The following is a 26,900-nucleotide window of genomic DNA, read 5'->3' on the forward strand; positions in this document are numbered from 1 at the left end:
TGGCCCAACAGAGCGACCCGCGAAAACACCTAGTTGACGTTGCGATTCCGGCACCCTTCGTGGCCGCGGATCTCTGCGTGGTCAACGACGTGCCGCTGGCAGCGAACGGAATTCGCGGCATTGTGGTGGAAGTTCGCACGGGAGGACCGTCGGGCATGCTCCGGCATGAGTTTCGGCCGGGCGAGCCGAGCGCCGCTCGCTTGCGTTTTGTGCGTGAGAGCACCGCGGAGTTGGACATTAGATGGCGCGCACGTGCCACCATCGTGACCGCCAGCGGACCGGCGGCTGTCGAAACCGCGGAACGTTCCTCCGGATTGCTGATTGAAGTGAATCCAACCAGCCTGGGCCTCAAGGCACTGCGCTTGCTGGCGGCACAAGAAGTTTTCGATCACGTCGCCTCGCTCGAGATCAGTGTCGGCTCTCGAACCCTTACCCTGAACGCGGCATCGCCGGAAGCCTGGGCCGTCGGCCGTGAGCCTCCCACCACGGTAACCGTGGCTGCCATGCTGGCATCGGGGGAACGATCCGCGCTAGGAGCGATGCCGATCGGGCCAATGGGCATGACCTTGGACGCCGGCACGCTGGGCGTCGGCGAAATCGCTCCTGTCGTGTTGCGCCCTCCCCCGGATCTCGATAGACGCGCAGCGTACCTGGCCGTGCAGGTTGAGGGCCATCCCTGGCGCACGCTCGATCCCGGCGGCGAATTGGCGCTAGCGGTACGTCGGGAGAGTCGGGTGCAGCCGCCGAAACTGCGGTATCGCACTCGCCTTGTGTCGCGTGGAGTTGAGGGCGCGACCAGCGTGATGAGCGAGTCGGCTTGGCGCGATGGTGTGGGAGAAGCCGTATCTGTGGATCTCTGAGCCGTGCTGGTCTTGCCGATTCGCAATCTCGCTGATCTTGTCGCCCTGGACGACGACGCAGCTCCCGACCGCGTATGCGTAGCATTAGCGCGTCCGCGTGTTGCGCGCCGCGCCGACGGCAGTCCTCGCTTTCAATTGGTTCGGTGGGTTGCACAGTCGGAAACTACTGATGCGCCAGAGGCCGGTGCCCGGCTAACGCTAGATGTAGAAACGGCGCCTGATGCCAACGAGCTACAGGCTGCCGGCTTGGGATCTCGGCAGGTGTTCCTTTTCCCCTGGCTCGATGCGATCGTGCGGCTCGACGGCCCGCAATTCGATCCGGTCGAGGCCGAGGTTTCACTCGCCATGGGACGTGCGGGGGCAGTGGCGGTCGACCTTTCGCCCTCCGCTGCCGGCATACTGGCTCCGCTGCTGCAAGCCGAGAGTGTCTCGCCGCTGCAGGTGGTCTGGACGGGCCACGTGCTGGTACGACTTCCTCCGGTCGAAGTTATCGCGACCGCCGACGTCCAGGAAGTTCGCCGGCGGATCGAGATTGCCGAAGGCGGCCACCAGGTCACGATGACGCGTTCGATCATCGATGCCAACGCGCGCATTGAAATCCGCGGCGCCGATAATGTCGCGCTCGAACAGGCGCTCCGCGAATGGGTACTCGATGAGCTGGTGAGTCGCTTCGCACAAGGCGGCAATCTGACGGTTCGCGCAGCCGCTTCGGATGTCGTGCGCTGGCCGATCCAACTCGCCACAACGCTCGACGATTTCGTTCCGGCCTCCTCGCGAGGGACGCTGGTCAAAACCGTGATACTCGGCAGCAAAGAGATAGGAAACATTCCACCCATCGAAGTGCGGGTTCTCGGCAACTTCGCTGGCCCGCTGGAACGTGTCGACGTGAGGCTACAGGGAACATCGCGGACTGATGTAATCGAACTTCCAGTGAGCGACGATGCACCGAGAAGCATTGCCCTTGGGACCTTGGACTTCCGCTGGAGCTATCGCGTGAAGATCGAGAATCACCCATCTGGCGACTGGTCTCTATGGCAGGATGCCCACGGATCAACTAGCCTGGTTGTACCGGTCTCGATTCCATCAGGTCTGAGCATCGAAGTTGTCGCGGTCGGTCTCGACTTCCAGACCCGCTGGGCGTCGGTCCGAGTCGTCCTGGAGCACAAGCTCCCCGATTCGCCACCGACATCCCATACCGTCGAGCTGGATGCCTTGCACCGCAGTCACACGTGGACGCGGTCACTCGAGGGGATCCGGGGCACGCTGAAAGCCAGAGTCAGCTATGTTTCCCGCCAGGGCCAGTCGGTCGAGCGGATCATCGATGAAATCATCAATGATCAGGTCATCGTGAGGGATCCCCTCGACAACTACCGCGTCCGACTGGCCCTGGTGCCGGCCGGAACGGGCTGGGGTGAAGTGGCGATTGCAATGGTGGATCTGCGATATGTCGATGGCGCGCACGTCGTCTATGAGACGGTCGAGTTGCGTAAGTTGGATGACTTCCTCGAGTGGGAGGCGCCGGCACGTCCTGACGGCCCGCACGCCATTCAGTGGCGGGTGCATGCAAGCTTTGCCGACGGACGCTTCGAGTCGCATGACTGGCAGACAACGAGCTCCGGAGTAACGGTGGTCCGGATCGACGGGGCACCACGCCGCACGGTTCAATTACTCCCGATCTACTTCGACCCCAGCGTCACACAGAAGGGCGTTGTGCGCCTGCGCAGCGGGATGCAAACTGAATCGGTTGTCATTACGGATCGAGCCCAGCGAAGTGTGATGCTGGGAGCAGGTCCCTTCTTGTGGAGCATCGCGTGGACGGCGGCAGATGGAACTGCGTTTCCCGAATCCGCACCGGAGGACGGTGAGGATGTCATCGTGGTACCACGATTTCGGCGCGATTGACACATCACAGGCGGCGGCAACGGTGATCGGGCTCCCCAAGCTGAGCATCGGGAGGAATCAGCCAGAACACCATGCGCGTCCTACGCAGCGTGTCCCCATAGACGCCGGTGGACTCCATCACCGCCGTGAGCGACCCTGGCCCCGTAATAACGGGGGCCATACCGCTACGAAAACCGCTTGTACAGCCAGACCTCGATCGCGCGGCGCACCTCAACGGGGCTTTCCGTGATGGGCCAGTGATGCGCAGAAACGGCGTGGATTTCCACATGCGCAAGTGGTTCCAAAAGGCGCGCCGTCGTTCCGGGATCGGTGAACGTCGCCCCACGCGATAGGAGCACGAGCGTCGGTACGTTTACCTCGGCCAAGGGCGGCAATGGTCGAGTAACTTCGATGAGCTCCTGAAGATAATTCGCGGTCGGGAAGTATCTTAAATCGGCCCACGGTGATGCGTAGAGACCGATCATTTCCTCTTGTTTGCCTGCGGCGAGCAACTGTGCGCGCGTTTCATCATCGAGCCGGCGCAGATCGCGGATCGGGATGCTGCGGCGGTAAAGCCCGAGCCGGTTAAGTAAGCGTACGATCGCTACGACGCTCGCGATCACGGGCGTAAGTCGACGGATCCAGCGCGCGCGGCCACGGAGCGCTCCCGATAACAACGGATCGATCAATACCATACCTTCCGTGCGCTCCAAATAGCGGGTTGCGAACGCCATCGCGACCTGTGCGCCCAGGCTGTGGCCGACGAGCGTGGCGGAGGAATAGCCTTCCTTACCGAGGAGCGCGATCAAATCCTCACACCAGCGGATCAGACTGACCTTGCCGCGCGTGAAGGATTCCCCATGGCCGCGCAGATCCGGCCACATCACATCCCACCGCCCGGTCAGCGAAGTGTGTTCGACGAACTCTGACCAACGGGAGTAATTGCTCGCGAGCCCGTGCAGCAAAACGAGCACCGGCCGGTGCCGTCGGTGCCGCGCCAACCGCAAGCGATAGGTTAACGTCGTGCCATCCGGTAAGGTCAGTCTTCGCGCGTATCCGCTAAGGTCTAGCTTACCCATTCGATCGGCGCGCGTTCTAATGAACCCGCCGGAAACGGCCCTTGACGCCTTCGGGAGTGAGGAGGATCCGCCGGGACTGCGACGCAGACAGTGCGAAGCTCACCTTTGATCTGACCAAATAGATCTCTCTCAACGTTGCATATAGCGATCGGGCACTGCTCGTTATACGAACATTCCCGAGAACCTCCTCCGCCAGATACTTAACAACGAAGTTAAGATTCTCGTGTGCTTCATCCAGTGGGTTGATTATGATATCAGAGTCAGAGAACCGAAGGGCGGAGTCGCAGGCATCGGACGAGCGGGTGGCGCTATCCAAGGCCTGCGTGCACGAGCGCCGGACGGGCAGCCCCGAGATCCCAGCCTTGGCCAATTCCTATCTGTGGGCGCGGGCATGAGCGCCAATATCGGTTCTTTAGGTCGGCGATGATGTCGCTGAGTTCAGGGCAGGGACCCCTTGACATGCGAATGAGAAGCATTATCATTTGTAGGCATGAGCATGCCCGACAGACCCGAGCGGGGGCGAAGCGCCTCGGAGGGCGCGGAGATCCGCGACACGGCGGCGCCGAAGCGGCGGCTGACGAGCGGCGATCTCCTGGCTGGCCGGGACGAGATCATCATCGAGCATGCCGGGCAGGAATACCACCTGCGCCACACACGGACCGGGAAGCTAATCCTGACCAAGTAGTCATCTGATCAACTAGTCCAACGAGACGCGAGCCACCGCGTGCCTTTCGGCGCGAGGCAGCCAGCCCAAAACCTGTGGGAGGTTGTCACGTGTCGAGAAAAATCGTTTTGCCGGTCTTGATGTGGTCGATCTCCACCTCAGGCGCGGACGACCCTCCGCCGGACCAACCCGTCATCGAGCTCGAGGCCGTCACGGTCTACCGCCGCCGCCTCTCGCTCATCAATGAGGCCGGGCGGAATTTCAAGGTTGCGGTCTCTTACCGGTTTTAATGGCGAGGTAATCCCTAATGCGCGCACCGTCCACAAGGTCCTTGGTACTCATCAACGACATGGAGCTATTGCACGCCGGGTTGGGGGTGCTCATGGCCCACTACCTCGCTTGCCATGACGATGCGGTCCGGCACTGCCTTGCCCTCCGGATCAGCCGCCAGTTGCGGATCATCGCCGAGCACAGGGACGTGCCGGACGGGGGCTTGCGGTCCCTCTACCGGACCATGGCGGCGCGCTGGCATGTGCGTGCGATCCACGGGCTCCCGTGTCAGAGCCGGGCCCCGCATCAAACCCTGGAAGAAAACCTATGGGAGGAGGCCGTATGAGCGAAGTATTGTCGATGGGAGACCCTGGGATCTGGCACGCGCCTGGAAACGGCTGCGCGCCGAGGAGCCGGAAGTACGCGCCCGCGAGGCCGCCCGGAAGCTCTGCACGAGCGAGGCGGAGCTTGTAGCGAGCGCCTGTGGCACGAGCGCCGTTCGGCTCGATCCCAATTTCGGCGCGCTCGTCGCCGGTCTCTCGGCGCTCGGGGACGTCATGGCGCTGACGCGGGACGCGCTGTTTCGAGCCTACGGGATCGATGTGGACATCCTGCCGGGCCCGCTCGGGGTGCTCCTCTACCCGCGCACCGCCGTGGCCCCGATGGGAGATCGGTCCGTATGAATCGCGAGACCACGCCCCCGCTCGATGTCCTCATGGCCGCGAGCCTCTATCTCATGACGCGCTACGCCGAGGAGAAGCGCCCCGAGACGGCGGTGGCGCTGGCCCAACACCTCCAGTGGATAGCCGAGCACCCGGAATGCGCACGCTCGCCGCTCGCCAGGGCCTCCGCACACCTCTCGCAGCAGTGGCAGCGTATGGCCCGCCGGACATCCCTGCACTGAGAGTTTATGAACAGATCTAGTGCGACGATTTTTTCACAAACTCTGAGCCACCGTACACACCACCAACTCAAAGAGGAGTCTTTACGATGCATACCCACCCAGCCTGTCAACTCCTGGACCTCGCCAACAACGAATGCTGCGGCATCAGCATGTGCCCGCAATGCCAGGTCCTCCACCTGCGCATCGGGCCGGTGACCCTGAAGCTCCCGCCACACCTCTTCCAGGCCGTGTACGGCGCGATGCAGCAGGCCGCCGAAAAACTGCCGGCGCATCTGCCGTGCGAGGCGGCAGTGACCTCGCGTTGCGAGGACACGCGTCATTGAACCGAACGAAAAACCCCAAGGAGACACGACCATGTTGATGATCGGAAACCCGACACCGGATTTGGAGGTCGAGGCGCTCATGCCAGATGGCCGCTTCGAGCGCCTGCGGCTCGGCTCGCTGCTTGGCCGCTGGGCGGTCTTGTTCTTTTATCCCAAGGACTTCACCTTCGTCTGCCCGACCGAGATCCGCGGCTACGAGGCGTTCGCCCCCAGGTTTCGCGAGGCCGATGCGACGCTCCTCGGTGCGAGCGTCGATTCGGTCCATGTGCATCGCGCCTGGGTCGAGCACGGGCTCGGGAAAGTGAGCTTCCCGCTCATCGGGGATGTCACCCGTAGGTTGGCGCAGGCTTTCGGTGTGTTGCTGGAAGACGAAGGCGTGGCGGCGCGGGCGACCTTCATCCTCGACTCCCAAGGCCGGGTCGCGAGCGTCACGGCCAATGCGCTGGATGTGGGCCGAAGCGCGGCCGAGACGCTGCGGCTCGTCCAGGCCTTCCAGGCGGGCGGGCTCACCGCCTGCGAATGGCACCCGGGCGATGGCCTGCTGGTGCCGGTTTAAATTTCGGAGGACAGCCATGACACACACAACGAAACACCTCGTCGTTTCTTTGGCCCTGATCGCGCTAGTCGCGGTCGCATCCTGCGCTGCGAAGGCCGCGGAAGGCTATTACCTACAGCGTAATCTCATCACCAACTTCCGCGACAAGTACCGCACCCGGCTCGAACCGGGGCGCAAGACGCTTCGAAACAAGCGCGTCTTGAACGCCTGGGGTCTGGCCCTGCGTCCGGCCGGGGCGGGCGGGCATTGGTGGATCGCCAATACCGATTCTGGGACCGTCGTGACCTACGTGGGCGATACCGATACGACGCCGCTCTTCCAGGACGCCCTCAAGACCGTGCGGGTCGAGCCCGCCCCGGCGACGCCCGAGCAATCGCCGACGCCGACCGGCCAGGTCTTCAGCGGCTCGGACGAGTTCCCGTGTTCCGGCACGAGCTTCACGGGCGCCCCCATCGCGGCCCCGAGCCGGTTCCTCGTCGTGACCGAGGACGGCAATCTCCAATGCTGGGCTGAGACCGGATCGAGCCAAGCGGAGCGCATGCGTTCCTTCACTATCGCCGTGAACGGTGAGTCGGGCTCGGTATACAAAGGACTCGCGATCACGCCCTTTTCCTCCGGCAACCGCCTACGCCGCAAACTTCGGCCTGCGCCGAATCGACAGCTTCGACGACGCCTACCAGCCGATCCTGAACGGCGCCTTCGCGCGGCCGGCCGACGTGCCCGAGGATTTCGCGCCTTTCAACATCCAGTTCCTGGAATACGAGATCGACGGGGCTGCGAGGCAGGGTCTCTTCGTCGCCTACGCCAAGACCACCGCCGATCCGGTCGAGGAGGAGCAGGGGCCGGGGCTCGGGTATATCGCGGAGTTCGATCTCGACGGCCGGCACCTGCGCACGCTCGATACCGGCCGGAGGCTCAACGCGCCGTGGGGATTGGCGATTGCGCCCGAGGACTTCGGCCCGTTCTCCAAGCGGCTCCTCGTCGGCAACTTCGGCGACGGCACCCTGGTGGCCTTCGGCTTGAAGAGCGGGCGGAAAAAGGGCTATCTCCGGGGCCGCGATCGGCAGGCCATCCAGATCAATGGCCTCTGAGGCCTCGCCTTCGGCAACGGCGAGAGCCTCGGGCGTGCGAACTATATGTACTTCACCGCCGGGCCGAACGGCGAGGCCGATGGCCTGTTCGGCAGCCTGCACTTCGTGGATATTCGTGCACAACCCAAATACATCGAGACTTTTGCTTTCTGTCATTCCTGCGAAAAGCAGGGATCCGGATCCTTCAAAAGAGTAACTGGACTCTAGCTTTGTCGCGAGCCGCTACCACACCACAGGTACGCGATAGCGTTGAAAGATGGGGTCGGAGGTCACCACTGTGAAGCCTTCAAGCCGTGCCTGCGCGATCAGCATGCGGTCGAAGGGATCTTTGTGCGGTCCGGGTAAGCGGCCCGCCGCGAGCGCATGGGGCAGGGAGATCGTCACGGGCTTGAAACCTCCGCGGCGGAGGTGTTCATCCAGTCCTTCGACAAACGCTGCGGCCACGGATAACTTACCGAGACGATATTTAGTGGCGATCTCGAAGGCGCTCGCGCTGCTTACGAAGGCCTCGTTTTCCGGATCGGCGACCACATCGCGGGCATCTGCGGAGAGCATGGGGAGACTTCCCAGCCACCAGATCAGCACGTGGGTGTCCAGCAAGAGGTTCACTTCTGGCGCAACGGATCATGCTTGTAGCCATTTTCCATCACCTCCAGAACGTCATCCGGCAATGGGTCGAAGAAGGCGTCGGACCATTGGATAAGCCCTTTCAGGCGTCCGGGTTCGCGCTTCGGCTTCTCGATCGGGACCAGCTTGGCAATGGGCTTTCCGGCCTTGGCAATGATGATCTCCTCGCCCGCGGCAGCGGCCTCCAGCAGACGCGAGAGGTTGGTCTTGGCTTCGTGCACGTTGACAATGGTCATGGTATGTATCCATGCTAACTTAGCTAATCAAGTTAGCTTAGTCTCGTGGGTGAGTCAAGCGATGAGGTACCGCGCATGATGGGTGTTGGTCCACCGCTACGCCGCTCGCGATGGCGTTCTTCTTGGTGGTGGCCGGGCTCATCGGCAGCGTGCTCCCCTTCTACTGCGAGCTCGAGCGCGGGCTGAATCCCGAGCTTTTCGCCGTGCCCCGAGACGCCCTTGCGCTATTTGATATCCGCGTCGTCGATCACATAATCGTCGGTGGGACCGAAGTCTTGTCATTTGCGGAGCGGAGGCTCCTTTGATCCCCTTCCGCCTCGTGCGCGGGCCGTCTTCCAATTAAGCCACCGCGATGCGGGAAGCATCCACTGCCAGATCGGAGTGGTTGGCATGGATCGGTACGCAGACACGCACGGAGAGGCCCCCGAGGTGCCGTTGCGAGAGCGCCATTGCACCGCCCAGGGCCTGGACCCGCTCTTCAATTCCCATGAGACCCAGGCCGAATGGGGTTTCTGGCCGCATCCCTTTCCCGTCATCCTCGACCCGAATGTCCACGACCTGACCTGGACCCGCTGGCTTTCCGGTGGCTCGGTGCGCCGGCGCGACCGTCACGCGCACCGAGGCACGGCGGGCCCTGGCATGGCGGGCCACGTTCGTCAGGCATTCTTGCACGATCCGGTAGATCGTGACGCGCAGCGTGTCGTCCAGTTGATCCATCAGTCCGGATGTCTCGATCGCCCATTCGGTTCGGCGCTGCCGGGATCGCCCAGGTTTCAACCAGATCGTGCAGCGCCTGATCCAGGCCCAGCTCATCGAGACCCTGCGGCCGCAGTCGCCGGAGCATCGCGCGGATGCGCTCCTGAAGCTCAGCCACGGTCTTCTCGCTGGCCCCGAGCGCTTCAGGAATAGCGGTGTATTGCCGGCCTTGAAGAAAGCCATGGATGGTCGTGAGATGAACGGAAATGGTAAACAGAAGGGGCGCCATATCATCGTGTAGCTCTTGGGCGAGACTGCGTCGCTCTGCCTCCTGGAGATCGACGAGGTGGCTCGCGAGTGCGCGCTCGCGCTCCCTGATCGAGCGCAACACCTCGGCCATCCGGTTGAACTTCTGGTGGATGCGCTTGAACTCCACCACCGCTCGTTCCTGTATTCGAGTCTCGAAATTCCCTGCTTCCAAGCGTTCAAACGCCGCATGGAGATCCGCGAGCGGTCGGAGACCGCGCGCAAGGCTGAGATAGACGAGACCGCCGACGCACAGGAACTGCGCCGTGGCGATCACCATGAGCACACGAACGTCCTGCCACACCTCGCGGATCTCGTCGCTGGAATCGGCTTGCAGGACCATCTGCTCATGTTCACCACCCATCGTGAGCTCGATCGGTTCGAAGCCCGCCGGGTCTGGAGCTATGATTCGGGAAAACCATCGGGGCACCTCGGCCACATCCGTGTGCCGGGGCGCAAGCGAGCCCGCTCTCGGCGTCACGATACGTACATGCCTGAGCTGATCCAGCGCTTCCGCCAGAGCCTTGGGGCGCAGATCCGCCAACGTTGGCTGCGACCGCACCGCTGACATCAGGCGTTCGGCCGAGCGTAGTGCGGTGTCCATCTCCGAACGGATCGCCGCACGTGCGTGCAGCCACAGAAAGACAGCGCCCACGGCGATACCGATCGAGAGCGCCGCGCTTAGGATCAAGACGAGTCGGATCTTGAGGGACACCTGAGAGGCCCGAGGTTTACACCGGAGTCCCGATTGTAAGGATCACTTCCCTCCGGGACAACTCTCATGGCCGTCGAGACCGAACGCCCCCATCAGCCGGCGCCGGAGCCGAGGCGTGCCACACCGAAGGAAGGGTCGCGGCGTGCAGGATGATCGAGACATCGGCGGTGTCCTTGTTCGCGGTAATGAGATACCTGCCGTCGTCGGTGATCCCGATCCCGCGCGGGCCGCGCCCCCCGACGTCGATGTCTCGTGCCTTCTCCATGCGTTCGAGATCGATGACCGTGATACCGCCCTCCTGGTTGCTCACGTAGGCCCCGGGCTTCGGACCGTCCGCCAATACCGCCGTGCTGAACACAAACCCCAACGCGACAACCACGGACTTACGATGTCGAATCACGGTTGTCATCCTTCTTTCAGATCGCTCTAGTAGTCAGTCTAGATGATTCAAAGAGGCACGTCATTCCGGCATGGATTGCCGGAATCCAGAGCACATGGACGTAGGTGCTGTCCTGCATCCTGGACCCCGGCAATCCCTGCCGGGGTGACGAATCACTTCGAATTAACATGACTGCCTACTAGAACCTGAGCTTAACGCCTACCCACCCGGCGCGCGGCGCGCCGGGTGCCAGGAAACGCTCCTCGGCGATCGGATCGGCGAAGGCGTTGAAGTTGCGGGTCCCGCCGGTCTCGTAGTCGCTGTCGAAGAGGTTGTCGATGCGGGCCCAAACCTCGATGTGCTCCCAGGGATGGAAGCGTGTGCGCAGGTTCACGATCGCGTAATCGTCCACCGTATCGAGCTCGTTGCTGTCATCGCCGCGCAGGAACTGGTCCGAGGCGTAGATGAGCGTGCCGCCGACCGACCACTTCGGGAGGATGGCCCAGTCGACGCCGGCCTTGAAGTTGTGCTCGGGGATCCCGGGGATGCGGTCGCCTTCCTGCACCTGGATGCCGTCGGGCTCGACCACGCTCGCCAGCGTTTCAGCGGATTCATAAGTCGCATCCACGAAACCGTAATTGACGGACCAATGCACGGACTCCCACTGCCCGTTCAGACCCAGCTCCACACCCTGGCGGCGGGTCTCGTCGATATTCGTGAAAAACCCGGCGCTGCCCGTTTCGGTCACGGCGAAGATGAGGTCGTCTTCGAGCGTCGTGCGATAGAACGCCACGCGCCAGCGCAGGTCCTCGCCGAGCGGCAGGCGCCCGCGCGCGCCGGCCTCCCAGGTTCTGCCGATCACGGGATCGAGCGGCGGATCGGCCACGAAGGCGTTCGGCAGGTTACAAGGGTCCTCCGGATCGGCACAGGTCAATTCTGCCGGAGTGGGAGCACGGAAACTCTCGCTGTAGCCGCCGAAGAGGTTCAGATCCTCGAAGATCGAGTAGGCGACACCCCCGGCCGGATTGAACCGATCGAAGTGGTGATCGCCGTTGAGATCGGCGTTTTCCGGATCGCCGGTCTGATCGCGGATCTCGACCTCGGTGATCTGATAGCGCCCCGAGAAGGTGAGAGCCAAGGCCTCCGTGACATCGAAGGTATCGGTGAGATAAACGCCCCAGTTGTCCTGCCGGGTGGCGACGTCCACCTCGGTCTCAAGCTCACCGACGCGCCGCGTGCCTCGGGCCAGGCCCTTGCGAAACAACTCCGCCTCGGCCTCGCTCTGAGTGAAGTCCGTCTCGTTCCCGTCGTAGGCAAAACCGAAGGTCACGCTGTTCGCGCGCCCGAAGAACTTCGCTTGGTGGCTCAACTGCAGGGTCCCCCCGTAGCCGTCGGTGTCGGTCTCTGTGGTGCGGTCCTCTCCCTCGACTTCGAATTCGAGCTCACCGACGCCGCCGAAGGGCGCGGCCGATCCTTCGCATAAGCCGAGCGCCAGCGCTATCGCGCTATCGTCCTCATCGACGCACTGGACCTCGGCATCGCCGTTCAAGGTATCGCGTTGGTACTCTCGGTAATAGGCATTCCCCGCCAGCAGCAAGGCATCGGTGAAGGCATGGCTGGCCCTGAGATTCAGGAAATTCAGATGGTTGTCGGTATCGTCGGGAAAGCTGTGCACCGCGTCGCGATCACGGGCGAGCAAGCTTTCGGGGGCGAAGCCGTTGCCCGTCAAGGCGTTGTCCGCGAAGATATAGCTGAGATCGAGATCGGTTTGGTCATCCTCCCAGCCGATCTTCCCGAACAGTTGCCGGATTTCGCTCGGGGACTCGTCGCGCCAGCCGTCCTCATCGAGCGCGTTGAAAGTGAGATACCAGTCGAAGCCGCCGTGGTAACCGCCGTGCTCGGCCTCGACCGCCCAGCGCCCGAACGAGCCGCCGCTCGCCTCGACCTCCGTACCCTGGTAGGCGAAACCGCTCTTGGTGCGGAGCGCGATCGCGCCGCCCAGTGTGTTCAAGCCGAAGAGCGGATTCGAGCCCGAGATGAGATCCACGCTAGAGATGGCCGCTTGCGGGATCAGGTCCCAGTTGATCGTGTCGCCGAATCCTTCGTTGATGCGCACGCCATCCATATAAATCGATAAGCCGATGGCGCTGCCGACCAGCGGCGAGGCCAGGAAGCCGCGGTATTCCAGATCGTTCTGGAAGGGGTTGTTCTGGGCCGCGTTGATGTTCACGCTGCCGATGTTCTCGAACAGCATCTGGGAAAGATCGAGTGGGTTCTGATTCTCGACGTCTTCCGCGGTCAACGACTGTACGTTGGCCGGGACCTTATCAATCGGCGTGCCGAGCGCCGGCAAGGGCGTGGTCGCGATCACATCGATCACGGGCAGCTCGATCGCGCCGGCGGGACTGCGCGTGACCTCGCCCTGCCCGTCGCTCTCCTCCGCCATACCGGGAGAGGAAACCAATACAAGGGCCAGGATCGACGCCAGACAGGCCGCACGCATCGCATGTGGGTTCCGTGAAACGGCGCTTGGAGGCATCAGGTCACGTTGTTGTTGGTGTCGATGGTCAGAAGGCCATTGTTGTTCGCGGCTTTAGCGGCTGGCCCTGTGCCGCGTAATTTACAAGCGAAAGCCCCTTTTCGATAGAGTCCGTCACCAGCAATTCGCGTGTGATAACTCCACATGCGATCCGGGTACATATCCCACCGGTATGGGAAAACTTCCCGTCGCAGATAGTTCCAGTACGCTATGGGCCGGGGGCGGGTCGTGCCGCGCCCTGTCGGGCAGCGGATGGACGCTATACCCAAATACCTTATTGTTTTATTCATTGTGCGTGACCTCTTGTCGGTAGGTGTCCATCTCAGAGCCATCGCGTCATCCGCGGTAACATGCCATACAGGAATACCAGGATAAGCAGCGCGACTAGCGCGGGGATCCAACGGACATCAGCCGCGACCAGAATGGGTTCAGCGAACGTGTTGGCCTGGAGCGCGGCACGCAGAGCGCTCGCGCTCTGGAGGTGCTGATAGACAAGGCCCGTCTGGGCACCGAGTCCCTTGAGATAGCTTTCGCGCACCGACGAGAGATGCTCGTTCCCGACCGCGGTTTCGCTGCCGAACGGGGCGTTGCGGGGGTCATAGCCTCTAATATCGCCGGGGTCCTCGCCAGGCAAACCGAATCGGGAGGTATGGGGCACATAGAGATTGCCAAGGTTGTAACGCAATCGCGCGCGAAATTCGAGATCCCCTTTTCCTTCCACGCGGTTGAAGAACTCTATCGCCTCATCGCCGCGGTTCTTCTGCATGAGCCAGTGAACCCGCGCAAACATGACTTCGGGCGGCGCATCCCCGGTAACGGGGATGTCCTCGCCTGCCAGGAGCCGCTCGATGGTTCGATTGTGGGCGCCGGCGCGGGCCAGGGCCATGCTCTCGATGAGCATCCCTAGGCTTAGACCGAGCAGCAGGGTCAGCAAGCTGGCCCGGCCGATCCGATACCGCCTCATCGCCATGCGCAGACCTCCGCGAGCTTGGCGCCCAAGAGCGCCGTAATCGCGCAGAACGCAAGCCCGTAACACCATCCCGAGAGCTCTCCTCGGGGGATGTGCTCGGAGTAGTGCAAAGGCAGGTTCTCGAGAGCGTCGAGGTCCGCGATGGCGCGCTCCAAAGCCTGAGGATTTTCCGCTTCGTAGGGAGAGTAAGGCGTCTCAAGGCTGCTGAGAAACACATGGAGATGACGTTCCGGCAAGCCGTCCGCCGTATCGCCGGGCGGGCCCCGGCGCGCCTCGAAAATCCCGGGGCTATTGGCCGTGCGCAAGTATATCCAATACAGGCCCACGCCGAGCTCCTTGAACCACTTGCGAAGATTCGCCTGGTTGCGATGGTCGACCTCGGTGGCGCCGTCCGAAACCAGGACAATCACTCGGGATCCGGTATAAGGCCTGCCCTGAAAAAAGGACAGCGCCATGGCGAGCCCCTTGGCAATATTGGTAAGGCCAAGCCCCGGCGTATCCATGGCCCGGATCGCCGCCTCGATGGCCTCGCGGTGCTCCGAGAGCGGCAGCACGAACATCGCCGAGGTGCTGAAGGAGGCCACCCCAATCAGGTCGTTCTCGCGTCTTCGGACGAACTCCAGCAGCAGACGGCGCGCGGCCTGGGCCTTGGATTCCTCTTCGCCGCTGGGAGGATGGCCAGCAAAGCTATGATCCATGCTGGAGCTGCGGTCCAAGAGCAGCACCGTGTGCGCACCCCGGCCGATCCGCTGCACCGTCTGTTCGACCCGGTGAAGACCCGCGATCCCCAGGATCAGCGAGGCGATAGCCAGCGCGGCGATCACTCGAAGCGTGCGGTCGATGGCGGTAGAGATCACATCCCGGGGGATCACTTCCACCCAAGGATAGGGCTGGCTCCGGAATGAAGAGGAACAGAACGGCAGGAACGCGAGAGGCAAGAGCGTGAGCACCCAAGGATGGGCCACCGCCAGGTTCACCGGCTGGCCTGCTCGCATTCGTGACAGCGCCGGCACAATCGTTCCAAGGCCCGCCAAGCATCACTCTCCATCCCCTCGCTGAGGCCTTCAGCGAAAAAGAGATACCGGGAACGTTCAAAGAACGCTTCGATCTCCTCCATCAGCGGAAGAAAGGCAGGGCGTTGTTGTATGAATTGTTGTAGGCTTCCTGGGAACATCGGGGCGCCGACGGTCTCGTTGAAGGCTCGGTGGATCGCCTGTAAAGCTTGCTTGTACACGCTGAGGTCCATAGCCCCCCGACGCAAGCGCCGAAGCTCTCGGCTCGCACGGGCAAAGGGTTTGCGCCGCCGGCCCGGCCACTGCCCGTAGCGCCAAAGGGTGTAGAGCAGGGTCGCGGCTGCAGCAGCCGCAAACAGGATCAACCGGATCCCATGGCCGCGCGCGTCTATCGGTCGCGGTCTGGCGTCGGGGCGCAGGTATTCCCGGCCGCCTTCGGTGCGGACCGCAACCTCTCGCAAAGGCGACATCGTAAACTCCCAGGCGGGTATCGGCACATCGAGGTGATCAGGGCCGCTCAGAACGAGCCGGAAGGCAGGGATGGAAAGCGCTTTCACCCCGACAGGGGCATAGAAGGTCTGATAGGTGATCAGGATCCGGTAGCGATTGGCGGCCTGTTGCTCTGTTTCCTCCACTGCTACCTTGCGGAGTTCCAGCCAGTAATTGAGGTTTCCGGCGGTCGGCATCGAGCCTTTCTGCAATGCATAGGGTTTCTTCACGTCCAGTTGGATCTCGTGCCGAATGACATCCCCGATGAGGTATCCGAACGGCCTTGGGGTGAGGAAATCGAAGCGCTCGATGGGAGATTGGGCAGCGGGGGCAAGCGAGGGGAAACACACTGTAAAAATACAAGCTATCGACGAAGTGGCCCGCCAGCCCAGGTCACGTGCACCGATTCTCATTGCTCGAACCCGTGCCCATCACTATTGGAAATACTCCGTCAACTGGTTTGCCTCGAAGCGATCGATGAGAAAAAATGGCGCACACCCGCGGGCTATGAAGACACGGGTGAGATCGCGCCTACGCTCAGCGAATGCGGCTTGGAACCGTTCGTGCACCTGTGGCCGGAACAACAATGTCCGGGTCGCGCCCGTCTCCCTGTCCCGCGCCTGGGCGAGGCCCAAGGCCGGCAGTTGCCGGTATTCCGCCGACTCCCATACCACGATCGGCACCACAGCGTGCCGGGAGAACGAGGCCAGCACATCGTCTATGAGCGCGAACGGCAGATGAAAGTCGGACACCAGGAAAACCAGGGACCGCCGCACCGACACATACCGGCTCGCCTCGCGTAGACCCTCCGCGTCAGCCGCCCCCACGTGCAGCTTGGACAGCCGATCGGCCAGGTCCCAGGCGGCACCGGCTCGATGGGTAGCGGGCAGCAGGAGATCACGCCGCACGGCAGTATCGCAGCCGATAAAGCCAAACGGATCGCCAGTACGATAGGCTGACAGCGCCGCCGCGGCGGTAAACTCTGCAAGCAGTTGAAGCTTCCCTTTATCCCCCAGGGATCCCATCGAGCCCGAGAGATCGGCGACGGCATACACAGGGGCCGTGCTGCGCTGATTGAAGACCCGCACATGGGGCATCCCAAAAGGGTCTCTGAGGCTCACCCGTAGATCGAGCCTCCGCGCATCGGGATGCCTAAACAACGGCTCGTAGGCGCGAAAGTCCTGTCCCGGGCCTGACTGCACGCCCTTGTGATAGCCGGGATGAACGGCCTGGGAACGCCAGGGGAGCCGGTAGTGAAACTCCTGGATGCGGCTTTCTTGCAATCGCGCGGCGTATCTGGCCATCGCTGCGCCAATTTTGTTTGAGCTAAGAGCTTGTGAAAAAATCGTCGCGAGCGACGGGAGGTCGCGTTCCGCCGGAGTCGCAGGAACCGGAGTGTATATTGAAATACATGAGGATTCCGAGCACCGCCGGAACGCGAGATCCCGAGCACAGCAGATTTTTTCACAAGCTCTAAGGTGCGGCGACGGTGTGAAAGATTTTATCCAGCAGCTCGCGCACCAGCGGTCCGCGGCGGAACTCATGGACAGGGCTAAAAAAAACCCGGTGGCCGACCGTCTCAAAATAGATGCATTGTAGGTCTTCGGGCACCACCATTGTACGATCGTTGAGCCAGGCGTTTACCCGCGCAGCGCGCACCAGCATGCTCATGCCACGGGGGCTGGCGCCTGCCTGCACGAGTTGATCCATGTCGATGCCATCGATGGTAATGGCGTACTCCTTCGGGCAACGCGTGGCCTGCCAGAGGTGTAGAGCATAGTCCTGCAAGGCGCTGCTGGCCCGGATTTCGTTCTGCACCACGGTGGCGAACCGGTTGAGCTCATCATAAGGCACTACACCCTGCTGCACCTCGCGGAGGAGGTTTTCGACATCGTGAAAGCGCGGGTCAAACATCAGCGCCCGCCGGATCTCCGCGCCCCCAGGCAGCTCCATCGCGATCTCCATCAGAAATCGATCGCGGGTGGCTGCCGGGAGCTCGAAGGTTTCTTCCTTTTCCACGCGGTTGCGATCCGCGAACACCTGCAGATGTGGAAAATGATAGATCCGGTTGAAGGCTGCCACGTTGCGTTCCGCCATGACCCTGAGGAGCAGCGAGTGTACCTGCGGGCGGGCCCGGTTGATCTCATTGAAGAAGAAGACCGAGAGCGCCTCGCCGTGTTTGACCAGGGGGCCCGGGTCCACGCAGGGCCTGCCCTGTTCGTTGATATAGGTGTAATACACCAAATCGCTGGGCATGAGATCGATCGTGCCTTCCAGGCGTTCGTAGGCGCCCCCCAGTCCGCGCGCCACGGCCCGCAGCAAGGTAGTCTTGCCCACCCCTACATCGCCTTCGAGCAACACATGGCCGCGTGCGAACACCGCCACCGTGATGAGCCGGATGACGTGATCTTGGCCGATGATGGCACCTTTCAAGGCGCCCTCGAAGAGAAAGGCGCGGGCGCGCCAATCGCCCAACACACTGTCCGGGTTCATCCGCTTCTCTATGCAGGCCCCGGAATGAAAAGCCCCGGCCTCAACCGGGGCTTTCCCAGACCCGCTTCTCACCGCTTCAAAGCTTGCTCACATCGTATTCGAATTTGCCGGTCTTCTTGAGATGCTCGACGCGCTTGGCGTTGCGCGCTTCCATGGCCTTGATGGAGTCTGACTGCTTGTTGATCTCTTCCGGATCGTGTTTTGGGTCGTATTTGCTGCCGGCCACCTTTTCGGGATAGCCGGGCTTCGGTTCCCAGCAATCACCAGGCGCCCGGCACTTGGTGCCGTCGTAGGCCTGAACGCCAGCCGCTAGCCCGACGGTGAGGCCGGCGGTGAGGCCGGCGGTGAGGCCGGCGGTGAGGCCGGCGGTGAGGCCGGCGGTGATGAGCCAGGTAAGGCGAACGAACAAAGTTTTTGCTTTCATCATGGACCTCCTATTTATTTTGCTATGTCGTGTGTTGCGGGTTTAAAGTCTTTCCGCTCCTCCGGCGTGAGCCATTCGGCCTTCTCCGGATCACCCTGGTAGACGCTGCGCATCCAGCTCATGATGAGCAGCATCTCATCGATGCTAAGATTCCCACGCTGTGGACCCATCATCCCTTGTGCGCCCTCGTAAAGGGTCTCAAACAGTCTTTTGTCGGTGGCGTTCTTGGGATAAGTCCAGTAGTCATCCGCCAGACCCGGCGCGAGTTTCCCTTCCGCATTGTGGCCGTGGCAGCCGGAACAGGCGCTGAGATAAAGATGCCCGCCCTTTTTGATGGCTTCCAGATCACCGTTGTAGGGGTTCTTTCCACTCTCCTTGAATCGCTTGACGGCCTCGGTATCCGTTCCTTTGGCCAGAGACAGATCGAGCAACTCGCCGGTGATGGTGTGCCGGAACTCCTCTACGGCGTAGCTCGGTAGCGAGGCGGTGGTGATCAAACAAAGCACTGCGGCGCGAGTGGAATTCGATACGAAAGGTTTCGTCATCGTGCTTGAGCGGTTTGTTATTGATCTTGTCTGGTTGTTGTAGTCAAAGGATCTTCCATCCGGATTGGATGGGCGATCCTAGCCGCATTCACGGCTGCCTTAAGCGGTAACAGCGGCATGCCCTCGGCCTCCAGGATCGCAGTTATCTCAGTGGCCGCGCTCTCGAGGGCTTGATCGAGTTGGCGGAGCAAGGTGACATCGCCCTTGCGCACTCCGAAGGACTGGTTGTAATGGTGCCCCACCTTCTGCCCATCCGCCCGGACGTTGTGGTCGGGAATGAGCGCTATCTTCAGGGGCACCGTGGATTGCTTGACATATCTTGCAGCCAGCGGTCCCCACAGGACCGCAATGTCGGCCTTGCCGTCGACCACCTCGCGCACGAGCCGCTCCGGATCGAATCGGACATACTGGTTCCGGCGCGACTTGAAATCGACGAGCGAATGCATGTAGTTGAAATTTCCCTCGAACTTCCCGATGCTCTTGAGCAAGGTCTCCGCCGGCGTACCAGGGATGATGGCGAATCGGTGCAGCTTGCGGAGATCCGGACTGTTCCAATCCTGCACGTTTAACTCTCGATCCTGCCGATAAATGAACACATAACCGGAGCGGTAGTAGGGCCTTGTGGTCAGGACCCGGGGATCGCCGGTGTCGAGACCCATCACCACATCGCATAATCGTTTATCGAGGTAGTCGCGCACCAAGTAGATCGCATCCTTTTCTGCCCAGACAAATTCCAAGGGCCGCCGCATTTCGGCTGCAACGACTTCGGCGATCTTGTTTTCAAATCCGTGCCTCCCGTCGTCCGAATAAGGCAGATCGTTTCGGGCGGCGCAGATCCGCACAGGGCTCGGAGCGGCCGGTGTCTGATCTGCTGCAGCGATACCCGCCGCCAGCGCACCAAGCATAACGGCCCCGATGAGCCGAGTCATTCTCATGAGGGTTTCCATCGTCATACCCATCAGGGGATGCGGGCGTCGTTCCCGATCCTCCCTATTCTGGAACGACTCGCTCAGGGTTTGCCTTGTGCTGCTTAAGGCGTGGTTAAAAGGGCAAAGCGTCAATCGCGCGCGAGCGTGCGGTTGGCACCGTCGCTATCCGCCATCTTGGTGTACGGGCTCTCACCATCCAGGGAGAAGACCACGCCCCCGCCGCCCATCTGCGTGTGCTTTTGCAGATTCGCGAAAGCGCCCACTGCCCCGAGCCCGGCGGTTGGATCCTTGAGGTCGAAGACCAGCCCCACGCCTGGCCAGCCGCCAACACCGTAGTAGATAGCGACGTACTGGATCCCGTTATGTTTGTATGTGATGGGATGGCCGACGACACCCGAAGGCAGCTTAAATTGCCAGAGCAGTTTGCCGTTGCGGGAGTCGCGTGCCTTGATGAAACCATCCAGCGTCCCATAGAAAACTATATCTCCTTTGGTCGCTAGGGTGCCTCCCCACACGGAGAAAGGCTCCATCTCCTCCCACGCGAACTCGCCGGTCACGGCGTTGTATGCCTTGATCTGGCCGAGATCCCCCTTCGAGCCGCCCTTGGGACCCGGGTACATCCAGAGTGTCGCCCCAACGAAGAACTGGCCCGCGCGGTAGGGAAGCATAAAGGGCTCCCAATCCATGCAGATGTGGTTGATGCCTAAAAAAAACAATTGCTTCTCGGGATCATAGGAATCAAGCCCCTGATTGTGATACCCCATCGCGGAGGGGCAGATGTTCTTGGCCCGGTGGTCCATGCGCGTTGAGTATTCCGGGTCCCGGATCGGGAGGCCGGTCTTGAGGTCAACCTTCTTGGCCCAGTTGACCGTATCGTCCATCTTATTCGCCGATACCAGGTCCCCGGTCTCGCGGTTTAGGGTGTAAATGATCCCATTGCGATCCGGATGGGTGAGAAGCGGGGTGGTCTTACCATTCACCTCCTGATCGGAGAGCATCATGACATTGACGCCGGCGTAGTCCCACTCGTCATGGGGTGTCTTTTGATAACCGAACTTGGCGAGCCCGGTATCCGCGTCGCGCCCAAAGATGGTCATGGTCCATTTGTTGTCGCCGGGGCGCATGGTCTCGTTCCAAGGGGACGGGTTGCCAGAGCCGTAATAGAACAGGTTGAGCTTGGGGTCGTAGGCATACCAGCCCCAGTTGGTGCCACCGCCGATCTTCCAAGCGTCGCCTTCCCAGGTCTTAAGGCCCAATCCTTTCTGGCCGTAATGCGGGTTCTTGCCGTTGAAGTCTGGGGCCAGGCCCATCTCCTCATCGGGGCCGGTGGCGTACCAGCGCCATTTCATCTCGCCGGTGCCGATGTCGTAGGCGGTGACATACCCGCGCACCCCGAGCTCAGCGCCTGACGATCCAACCAGAACCTTATCCTTCACGACGAAGGGTGCAATGGTAAGCGTCGAGCCGACCTTGATATCGGAGTTCTCCATCTTCCAGATCTCTTTCCCCGTCTTGGCGTCCAGCGCCACGATGTGGCCGTCCAATAGGGTCTTGAAGATCTTGCCGTCGGCGTAGGCCAGACCGTGGTTGACGACGTCGCAGCAGGCCACCGCACGCGCCGCCGGGTCTTGCTTGGGCTTGTGCTCCCATAGGATCTCGCCCGGTCTCTCGAGATTGAAAGCAAAAGTATTATTGGGGAATGGCGTGTGGATATACATGATGCCGTTCACGACGAGCGGTCCGCCCTCGTGACCGTGCAACACGCCAGTCGAAAAGCTCCATGCGGGCCGGAGCCGCTCGACATTGTCCGCGTCTATATCCGTCATTTTACTGTAGCGCGCGCACGCATTGTCCTTGCATTGCATCACCCAATTCTCATCGCTTTGCGACAAGCGGATGATCTCGTCATTCGAAGACGCTGTTGACGCCGTCACGGATAGAGCCGCGGCGGTCACGATAGTGGCAAGATTTTTGGCTGTGATTGTTCGAGACATTGTGACTTGTTCTCCTGGCGCTTCGTACCGCTGAGACAGTTAGCGTGTGGGAAAGAGCGGTTCGTCCCTGAACCTAAGGTCATGAGAGTGTCAAAGGGTCCTACCCCCGCGACACCAAGCCATGCTACGATGCGGCCCGAGCCCGTGGAAAGGGGACTTTCTCATTCATTCATCGGTGGATTATCATCAGTTCCCGGAGCTTCCGTCCAGCGCAGAACGGGATCCACCGCCCCGGACTAACCGCGCAATGAAATGAGACCCGCGATCACGATCCTGTTGGTCGATGACCATGCCATCGTGCGGCAAGGCTGCCGCCTGCTGTTGCAGCAGGCGGGCTTCGAGATCGCGGGCGAAGCAGCCTCGGGAGAAGAAGCCTACGCCTCCTGCCTCAAACACCCGCCAACACCCGCCGCGCGTCGTGATCGTGGATCTGGCCATGCGGGGCATGGGGGGACTCGAGGCCATTCGGCGCATCCGCGCCCGCTTTGCCGAGTCCGCAGTGGTCGTTTTCACGATGCATGACGACCCCATGATCGCGACCCGCGCCCTCAAGGCGGGTGCCGCCGCCTTCGTGACCAAGACGAGCGCGCCGCGCGATCTAGTCGAGGCCGTCCGGCGCGCCGGTCAAGGGGAGTGCTATCTGAGCCAGGACATAGCGCAGGCCATCGCGCTCTGCAGCCTCGACACGCAGAAGAGCGCGCTCACCGCGCTGACGGCACGCGAGTTCGAGATCTTCCGCATGCTCGCCGAGGGCAAGGCGTGCGCCCAGATCGCGGGGTCCTTGTCCTTATCGCCGAAGTCGGTGTCCAACTATTCCCTGCGCATAAAACAGAAGCTCGGCGCCCCGAGCGTCGCCGACCTCGTGAGGCTCGCTATGACGGAGGGAATCACCAACGCGCCGCGGGAGAGATCGAGCGCAACCGGCTCCGCCCACTTGGATTGAGATCGGGATTTAAGCGTCTTCCCGTCGGACTGAGATGTACGGGATGCGCCAGTTGCACGCCATCATGCAGCAGCGGACATAGGCCCACGCATGACGACCCTTCTAGTGACCGCCGCGGCGCTGGCGCTTGATTGGACGCTCGGCGAACCGCGACGGTTTCATCCACTGGTGGCGTTTGGCCGGCTGGCCGCCCTCTGCGAACGCTGGGGCTACGGCGGCACGGACGTCGCTCCCCATGCTCGCCGGGTAAGGGGTCTGTGCGCGACCGTGTCGCTCGTTGTACCCTTAACCGCGGCCGCGGCGGCCTTGGCCGCGCCGCCGAGCGCCGGGCTGGTCTTCAGTGTAGCCGTGCTCTATTTCGCGCTGGGTCACCGGAGCCTGCACGATCATGCGTGGCCGGTGGCCGCGGCGCTGCGGAGGGGCGATGAGCCCGAGGCGCGCCGCCGTACCAGTCTTATGGTGAGCCGCGATTCAGCGGCGCTCGACGTCACCTGCGCGGCCACCGAGTCGGTGCTCGAGAACGGCAACGACGCCGTCTTCGGCGCGCTTTTCTGGTTCGCGCTCGGGGGCGCGCCCGGCGCGCTCCTCTATCGCCTGGCTAACACGCTGGACGCCATGTGGGGCTACCGCAACGGCCGCTATTTCGACTTTGGCTGGGCAGCGGCGCGGCTCGACGACGCGCTGAACTATGTACCGGCGAGGCTTACGGCGCTGACCTATGCGGTGCTCGGGAACTCCGGGCAAGCCCTCCGGTGCTGGCGCACCCAAGCCCGCGGCTGGGCTAGCCCCAACGCCGGGCCGGTGATGGCCGCGGGGGCGGGGGCACTCGGGGTAATCATTGGCGGGCCCGCCCGGTATGCGGGCGAGTGGCAGGCTCGCCCGGTGCTCGGCGCGGGGCAGCCGCCCGCCGTAGACGACATCGAGCGGGCGCTCGGGCTCGTTCGCGGTGGCGTGTGGTTGTGGCTCGCCGTGTTCGGCCTCGCGGGAGCCTTGCATGCTTAAGCACGGCGGAAGACTGCGCGAGGCCGCGGCACGCTACGGCATACCTATCGAAGATTGGCTGGATCTGTCCACAGGCATCAATCCCGAGGGCTTTCCGGTGCCTCCGCCGCCGCCGTCGGCGTGGTCGCGCTTGCCCGAAGACGAGGACGGCCTCGAAACGGCGGCACGCGCGTACTATGGCACGGACGCTCTGCTCGCGGTCGCCGGGTCGCAAGCGGCGATTCAAGCGCTGCCGCCGCTGCGCGGGCCTTGCCGAGTGGGCATCATTTCCCCGGGCTATGCGGAGCACGCATACGCCTGGCGGCGCGCCGGCCGCGTGGTCGCCGCGGTACCAGTGACTGATCTCGGCAATGCCGCAAGGTATGTAGATGTGCTGGTGGTCATCAACCCCAATAATCCCACGGGCGATTGCTTCACGCCGGAAACGTTGCTGGACTGGCACGCGCGCCTTGCCGCCCGCGACGGCTGGCTGGTGGTAGACGAAGCCTTTATCGATCCTACCCCGGCGAAAAGCCTAGCTCCTTACAGTACCCGGCCCGGACTCATCGTTTTGCGCTCGCTCGGTAAGTTCTTCGGCCTGGCCGGCGCGCGCGTGGGTTTCGTGCTGGCCGAATCGTCCTGGCTGCATCGGCTTGGCGAACATCTTGGCCCCTGGACCGTGGCCGCGCCGTCTCGTTGGGTCACGGAACGGGCCTTGGCGGATCGCGCCTGGCAGGAGGCCGCCCGAACGCAGCTTCTCAAGCAGGCCGAGCGGCTCGCCGCGCTATTGCGCCAGCATGGCCTGGCCCCGGGCGGAGGCTGCGCGCTTTTCCAGTGGGCGCCGATCCCTCACGCGGCCGCCATCCACGAGAGGCTGGCGCGGCAAGGGATTCTGACCCGCCTGTTTACGGAACCGGCCAGTCTGCGCTTCGGCCTGCCCGGCGCGGAGGCCGGCTGGGCGCGCCTTGAGGAGGCGCTCGCCAACACCGGAGAATAATGGGCTCGTGGGCCCCCTTAGATACTCACGACTTGAATGTTGAACACTCCAATAAACTCACACGCCCTCGGACGATCCTGCGCATCGACTCATTTCGAGGATGTGCGCAGCTTGCCGAGCTTCAACTCTCTCCCGAACTTCCCGAAGACGCTGCTGGAGTTCCATACGAAAATCTGTACGCCGGTTCTTGGGAGCACCCGAGCGCGACGGCCAGCGGCTGATTTGTTTCAACCAAATAGGCATGGTTCGGAGGGCGGGGAGGGCGCGAGCCCTTCCCGACCCCTAATCGGTGATATGGGGGTCATCCATGTTTAGGAAAATTATGCCCATTCGCGGTATACCTTGGCCCGCACCAGGGAACGGTATACCCGATAGGCCCGGAGCAAAACGCCGTCGCCGGTTGACACCGGGAGGTTGATCTCCTAGGCTAACCATTGCGCCGATTTGATGTCAGCTTGCAGGCGCTTTATAAATTTGGCTAAAGCGATCCAACCCGCTTTAGCGTAAGCTATCGCGGGTTTTTGTTGTGTAATACCCGCCGGTTACGGCGGGCGCTTTAGCATTGGGGTTTCCAAAAAGGGGTAGTGCAACTCTCCCCTCTGGGCGTCTGTGGGGGGACATGCCCGCCAGGCGAACGATAACCGTCAACGGTCATAATTTACGGTAGCTACAGACGTATGCTGATGTTTAACCGGGGACAAAAGCCCTATGTTGCCGTCATTCCAGCGCAAGCTGGAATCCACGTGGCGTTGGCTAGGACGTATGGATTCCGGGTCGCGGTCGCGCTGCTCCCTTGCCCGGAATGACGAAGCGTAAATTGTGGCCGTTTTCGGAATATATTTTACTCTGGGGAAGGCATGACCTCGGATTGCGACAATTGGGGATTCGATACGCGGGCCGTCAGGGGCGGACAGGTCCGCACCTCCGAAGGGGAGCAAAGCGAGCCCATCATCGCCAGCTCCAGCTTTGTATTCGATAACGCGGCCCAAGCCGCGGCCCGTTTCGCCGGACAGGAATGCGGGAATATCTATTCCAGGTTTACGAATCCGACCGTCCGGGTATTCGAAAGGCGCCTGGCGGCCCTCGAAGGCGGGGAACGCTGTATCGCCACCTCGTCGGGGATGAGTGCGATCCTCGCAACCTGTATGGCGCTGCTCAAGACGGGCGATCACATCGTCTCCTCGCACAGCATCTTCGGTACCACGGTCGGACTATTCAATAATATCCTGGCCAAGTTCGGGGTCATGACGAGCTTCGTGCCGCTCACGGACTATGCCGCGTGGCAGGCCGCAATACGATCCGAGACCCGATTCCTGTTCTTGGAGACGCCCTCGAACCCGCTGACCGAGATCGCCGATCTCGCCCGTCTGGCCGTGCTCGCGCACGAGAAGGGGTTACTCTTGATTGTCGATAACTGCTTCTGCACCCCGGCCTTACAGCGGCCCTTCGAGCTGGGGGCGGATCTCGTGATTCATTCGGCGACTAAGTACATCGACGGCCAGGGCCGCTGCATCGGCGGTGCGGTCATCGGTCCGGAAGTCCTGGTGGGGGAGGCCATCTTCAATTTCCTTCGCACCTGCGGGCCGACGATGAGTCCGTTCAATGCCTGGGTGTTCCTGAAAGGCTTAGAGACCTTGAGCATCCGCATGCGCGCCCATAGCGATAACGCCCTGCGGTTGGCCGAAGCCTTGGAGCGGCATCCTGCGGTCGAGCGCGTCTATTATCCAGGCCTGCCATCCCACCCGCAGCATGATCTCGCGCGCCGCCAGCAGAGCGGGTTCGGCGGAATCGTTTCGTTTGTAGTGCGAGGCGGCCGCGAGGCGGCCTGGCGATTGATCGACACGACACGCGTGTTTTCCATTACGGCCAACCTCGGCGATACCAAGAGCACGATCACGCACCCGGCGACCACCACCCACAGCCGCTTGACACCCGAAGAGCGTATCCAGGCGGGGATCGGCGAAGGCTTAATCCGCATCTCGGTGGGGATCGAGGA

The 26,900-nt window shown here is 62.2% G+C and carries 34 protein-coding genes and 1 pseudogene; 17 read left to right on the forward strand and 18 right to left on the reverse strand.

Annotated features, from left to right (window positions below; all coding sequences use genetic code 11):
• Positions 1-860 (forward strand): hypothetical protein (locus M3436_08320; protein MDQ3564129.1); only part of this gene is annotated, 860 nt, incomplete at its 5' end.
• Between the two features lie 3 nt (positions 861-863).
• On the forward strand, positions 864-2,762 hold the full coding sequence (locus M3436_08325; protein MDQ3564130.1) for a hypothetical protein: 1,899 nt from the start codon (positions 864-866) through the stop codon (positions 2,760-2,762).
• 4 nt (positions 2,763-2,766) lie between these two features.
• On the opposite strand, the gene M3436_08330 is transcribed toward M3436_08325, so the two are convergent.
• Both M3436_08330 and M3436_08335 read right to left on the reverse strand, forming a co-directional pair.
• Entirely contained in the window at positions 2,767-2,922 is a 156-nt protein-coding gene (locus M3436_08330; protein ID MDQ3564131.1) for a hypothetical protein, read from the reverse strand.
• Positions 2,923-2,926: 4 nt separating this feature from the next.
• A complete protein-coding gene (locus M3436_08335) occupies positions 2,927-3,820 on the reverse strand; it encodes an alpha/beta hydrolase (GenBank protein ID MDQ3564132.1) in 894 nt (297 codons plus the stop codon).
• A 490-nt stretch (positions 3,821-4,310) separates the two neighbouring features.
• On the opposite strand from M3436_08335, the gene M3436_08340 reads away from it, so the two are divergent.
• The 7 genes from M3436_08340 (at position 4,311) to M3436_08370 (ending at position 6,537) form a co-directional block, all read left to right on the forward strand.
• Positions 4,311-4,505, forward strand: a complete 195-nt coding sequence (locus M3436_08340) for a hemin uptake protein HemP (protein ID MDQ3564133.1) — start codon at positions 4,311-4,313, stop codon at positions 4,503-4,505.
• Between the two features lie 89 nt (positions 4,506-4,594).
• Positions 4,595-4,774, forward strand: a complete 180-nt coding sequence (locus M3436_08345) for a hypothetical protein (GenBank protein ID MDQ3564134.1) — start codon at positions 4,595-4,597, stop codon at positions 4,772-4,774.
• Between the two features lie 17 nt (positions 4,775-4,791).
• Positions 4,792-5,100, forward strand: a complete 309-nt coding sequence (locus tag M3436_08350) for a hypothetical protein (protein ID MDQ3564135.1) — start codon at positions 4,792-4,794, stop codon at positions 5,098-5,100.
• Complete coding sequence (locus tag M3436_08355) at positions 5,015-5,437, forward strand: hypothetical protein (GenBank protein MDQ3564136.1); 423 nt, start codon at positions 5,015-5,017, stop codon at positions 5,435-5,437. Before M3436_08350 ends, M3436_08355 begins: the two co-directional genes overlap by 86 nt.
• On the forward strand, positions 5,434-5,658 hold the full coding sequence (locus M3436_08360) for a hypothetical protein (GenBank protein MDQ3564137.1): 225 nt from the start codon (positions 5,434-5,436) through the stop codon (positions 5,656-5,658). The genes M3436_08355 and M3436_08360 overlap by 4 nt, the downstream gene beginning before the upstream one ends.
• Before the next feature lie 86 nt (positions 5,659-5,744).
• Complete coding sequence (locus M3436_08365) at positions 5,745-5,981, forward strand: hypothetical protein (GenBank protein MDQ3564138.1); 237 nt, start codon at positions 5,745-5,747, stop codon at positions 5,979-5,981.
• A 31-nt stretch (positions 5,982-6,012) separates the two neighbouring features.
• Positions 6,013-6,537, forward strand: a complete 525-nt coding sequence (locus M3436_08370; GenBank protein MDQ3564139.1) for a peroxiredoxin — start codon at positions 6,013-6,015, stop codon at positions 6,535-6,537.
• 285 nt (positions 6,538-6,822) lie between these two features.
• Here the strand turns inward: M3436_08370 and M3436_08375 are convergent, their stop codons facing one another.
• Complete coding sequence (locus M3436_08375) at positions 6,823-7,077, reverse strand: hypothetical protein (protein ID MDQ3564140.1); 255 nt, start codon at positions 7,075-7,077, stop codon at positions 6,823-6,825.
• A 26-nt stretch (positions 7,078-7,103) separates the two neighbouring features.
• Between M3436_08375 and M3436_08380 the strand changes: the two genes are divergently transcribed.
• Positions 7,104-7,628, forward strand: coding sequence for a TIGR03118 family protein (locus M3436_08380; GenBank protein MDQ3564141.1), 525 nt, complete (start codon positions 7,104-7,106; stop codon positions 7,626-7,628).
• A 222-nt stretch (positions 7,629-7,850) separates the two neighbouring features.
• Here M3436_08380 and M3436_08385 read toward each other — a convergent pair whose 3' ends face one another.
• Positions 7,851-8,237 carry a type II toxin-antitoxin system VapC family toxin gene (locus M3436_08385; GenBank protein MDQ3564142.1) on the reverse strand — a complete coding sequence of 129 codons (387 nt, stop codon included), beginning with the start codon at positions 8,235-8,237 and terminating at the stop codon, positions 7,851-7,853.
• Positions 8,234-8,491, reverse strand: a complete 258-nt coding sequence (locus tag M3436_08390) for a type II toxin-antitoxin system Phd/YefM family antitoxin (GenBank protein MDQ3564143.1) — start codon at positions 8,489-8,491, stop codon at positions 8,234-8,236. Before M3436_08390 ends, M3436_08385 begins: the two co-directional genes overlap by 4 nt.
• Before the next feature lie 209 nt (positions 8,492-8,700).
• Here M3436_08390 and M3436_08395 point away from each other — a divergent pair.
• Positions 8,701-8,796 (forward strand): annotated as a pseudogene (locus tag M3436_08395) (hypothetical protein).
• Between the two features lie 34 nt (positions 8,797-8,830).
• On the opposite strand, the gene M3436_08400 reads toward M3436_08395, so the two are convergent.
• Positions 8,831-9,208, reverse strand: a complete 378-nt coding sequence (locus tag M3436_08400; protein MDQ3564144.1) for a hypothetical protein — start codon at positions 9,206-9,208, stop codon at positions 8,831-8,833.
• 67 nt (positions 9,209-9,275) lie between these two features.
• On the opposite strand from M3436_08400, the gene M3436_08405 reads away from it, so the two are divergent.
• Both M3436_08405 and M3436_08410 read left to right on the forward strand, forming a co-directional pair.
• Complete coding sequence (locus tag M3436_08405; GenBank protein MDQ3564145.1) at positions 9,276-9,488, forward strand: hypothetical protein; 213 nt, start codon at positions 9,276-9,278, stop codon at positions 9,486-9,488.
• Between the two features lie 3 nt (positions 9,489-9,491).
• The gene (locus M3436_08410) at positions 9,492-10,061 is read left to right on the forward strand and encodes a hypothetical protein (GenBank protein MDQ3564146.1); all 570 of its coding nucleotides are present in this window, start codon (positions 9,492-9,494) and stop codon (positions 10,059-10,061) included.
• Between the two features lie 211 nt (positions 10,062-10,272).
• Here the strand turns inward: M3436_08410 and M3436_08415 are convergent, their stop codons facing one another.
• The 12 genes from M3436_08415 to M3436_08470 form a co-directional block, all read right to left on the reverse strand.
• Positions 10,273-10,608 (reverse strand): hypothetical protein, encoded by a 336-nt coding sequence (locus M3436_08415; protein ID MDQ3564147.1) that lies wholly within the window; start codon positions 10,606-10,608, stop codon positions 10,273-10,275.
• Between the two features lie 178 nt (positions 10,609-10,786).
• Positions 10,787-13,090: a TonB-dependent receptor gene (locus M3436_08420; GenBank protein MDQ3564148.1), complete on the reverse strand. Its 2,304-nt coding sequence runs from the start codon at positions 13,088-13,090 to the stop codon at positions 10,787-10,789.
• A gap of 358 nt (positions 13,091-13,448) precedes the next feature.
• Positions 13,449-14,096 carry a hypothetical protein gene (locus M3436_08425; GenBank protein MDQ3564149.1) on the reverse strand — a complete coding sequence of 216 codons (648 nt, stop codon included), beginning with the start codon at positions 14,094-14,096 and terminating at the stop codon, positions 13,449-13,451.
• Positions 14,087-15,130, reverse strand: coding sequence for a VWA domain-containing protein (locus tag M3436_08430; GenBank protein MDQ3564150.1), 1,044 nt, complete (start codon positions 15,128-15,130; stop codon positions 14,087-14,089). Before M3436_08430 ends, M3436_08425 begins: the two co-directional genes overlap by 10 nt.
• Positions 15,070-16,011, reverse strand: a complete 942-nt coding sequence (locus M3436_08435) for a nonribosomal peptide synthetase MxaA (GenBank protein ID MDQ3564151.1) — start codon at positions 16,009-16,011, stop codon at positions 15,070-15,072. Before M3436_08435 ends, M3436_08430 begins: the two co-directional genes overlap by 61 nt.
• A 21-nt stretch (positions 16,012-16,032) precedes the next feature.
• Positions 16,033-16,902: a hypothetical protein gene (locus tag M3436_08440; GenBank protein MDQ3564152.1), complete on the reverse strand. Its 870-nt coding sequence runs from the start codon at positions 16,900-16,902 to the stop codon at positions 16,033-16,035.
• Between the two features lie 169 nt (positions 16,903-17,071).
• The gene (locus tag M3436_08445; protein ID MDQ3564153.1) at positions 17,072-18,091 is read right to left on the reverse strand and encodes a MoxR family ATPase; all 1,020 of its coding nucleotides are present in this window, start codon (positions 18,089-18,091) and stop codon (positions 17,072-17,074) included.
• A gap of 76 nt (positions 18,092-18,167) precedes the next feature.
• Positions 18,168-18,515, reverse strand: a complete 348-nt coding sequence (locus M3436_08450; protein ID MDQ3564154.1) for a methanol dehydrogenase [cytochrome c] subunit — start codon at positions 18,513-18,515, stop codon at positions 18,168-18,170.
• Between the two features lie 14 nt (positions 18,516-18,529).
• Positions 18,530-19,060 carry a cytochrome c(L), periplasmic gene (gene moxG / locus M3436_08455; GenBank protein ID MDQ3564155.1) on the reverse strand — a complete coding sequence of 177 codons (531 nt, stop codon included), beginning with the start codon at positions 19,058-19,060 and terminating at the stop codon, positions 18,530-18,532.
• Positions 19,061-19,077: 17 nt separating this feature from the next.
• Positions 19,078-19,995, reverse strand: a complete 918-nt coding sequence (gene moxJ / locus M3436_08460; GenBank protein MDQ3564156.1) for a methanol oxidation system protein MoxJ — start codon at positions 19,993-19,995, stop codon at positions 19,078-19,080.
• Positions 19,996-20,117: 122 nt separating this feature from the next.
• The gene (locus tag M3436_08465; protein ID MDQ3564157.1) at positions 20,118-21,983 is read right to left on the reverse strand and encodes a methanol/ethanol family PQQ-dependent dehydrogenase; all 1,866 of its coding nucleotides are present in this window, start codon (positions 21,981-21,983) and stop codon (positions 20,118-20,120) included.
• A 186-nt stretch (positions 21,984-22,169) separates the two neighbouring features.
• On the reverse strand, positions 22,170-22,421 hold the full coding sequence (locus tag M3436_08470; protein MDQ3564158.1) for a hypothetical protein: 252 nt from the start codon (positions 22,419-22,421) through the stop codon (positions 22,170-22,172).
• Between M3436_08470 and M3436_08475 the strand changes: the two genes are divergently transcribed.
• The 4 genes from M3436_08475 to M3436_08490 all read left to right on the forward strand — a co-directional run.
• On the forward strand, positions 22,408-22,926 hold the full coding sequence (locus M3436_08475; protein MDQ3564159.1) for a response regulator transcription factor: 519 nt from the start codon (positions 22,408-22,410) through the stop codon (positions 22,924-22,926). The genes M3436_08470 and M3436_08475 overlap by 14 nt on opposite strands.
• 90 nt (positions 22,927-23,016) lie before the next feature.
• Entirely contained in the window at positions 23,017-23,928 is a 912-nt protein-coding gene (cbiB, locus tag M3436_08480) for an adenosylcobinamide-phosphate synthase CbiB (protein MDQ3564160.1), read from the forward strand.
• Entirely contained in the window at positions 23,921-24,904 is a 984-nt protein-coding gene (gene cobD, locus M3436_08485) for a threonine-phosphate decarboxylase CobD (GenBank protein MDQ3564161.1), read from the forward strand. The genes cbiB and cobD overlap by 8 nt, the downstream gene beginning before the upstream one ends.
• A gap of 857 nt (positions 24,905-25,761) precedes the next feature.
• Positions 25,762-26,900: O-succinylhomoserine sulfhydrylase (locus M3436_08490; protein MDQ3564162.1), on the forward strand; the 1,139-nt coding region annotated here is incomplete at its 3' end.

The sequence above is a fragment of the Pseudomonadota bacterium genome (assembly GCA_030859565.1).
Taxonomy (GTDB): Bacteria; Pseudomonadota; Gammaproteobacteria; order JACCXJ01; family JACCXJ01; genus USCg-Taylor.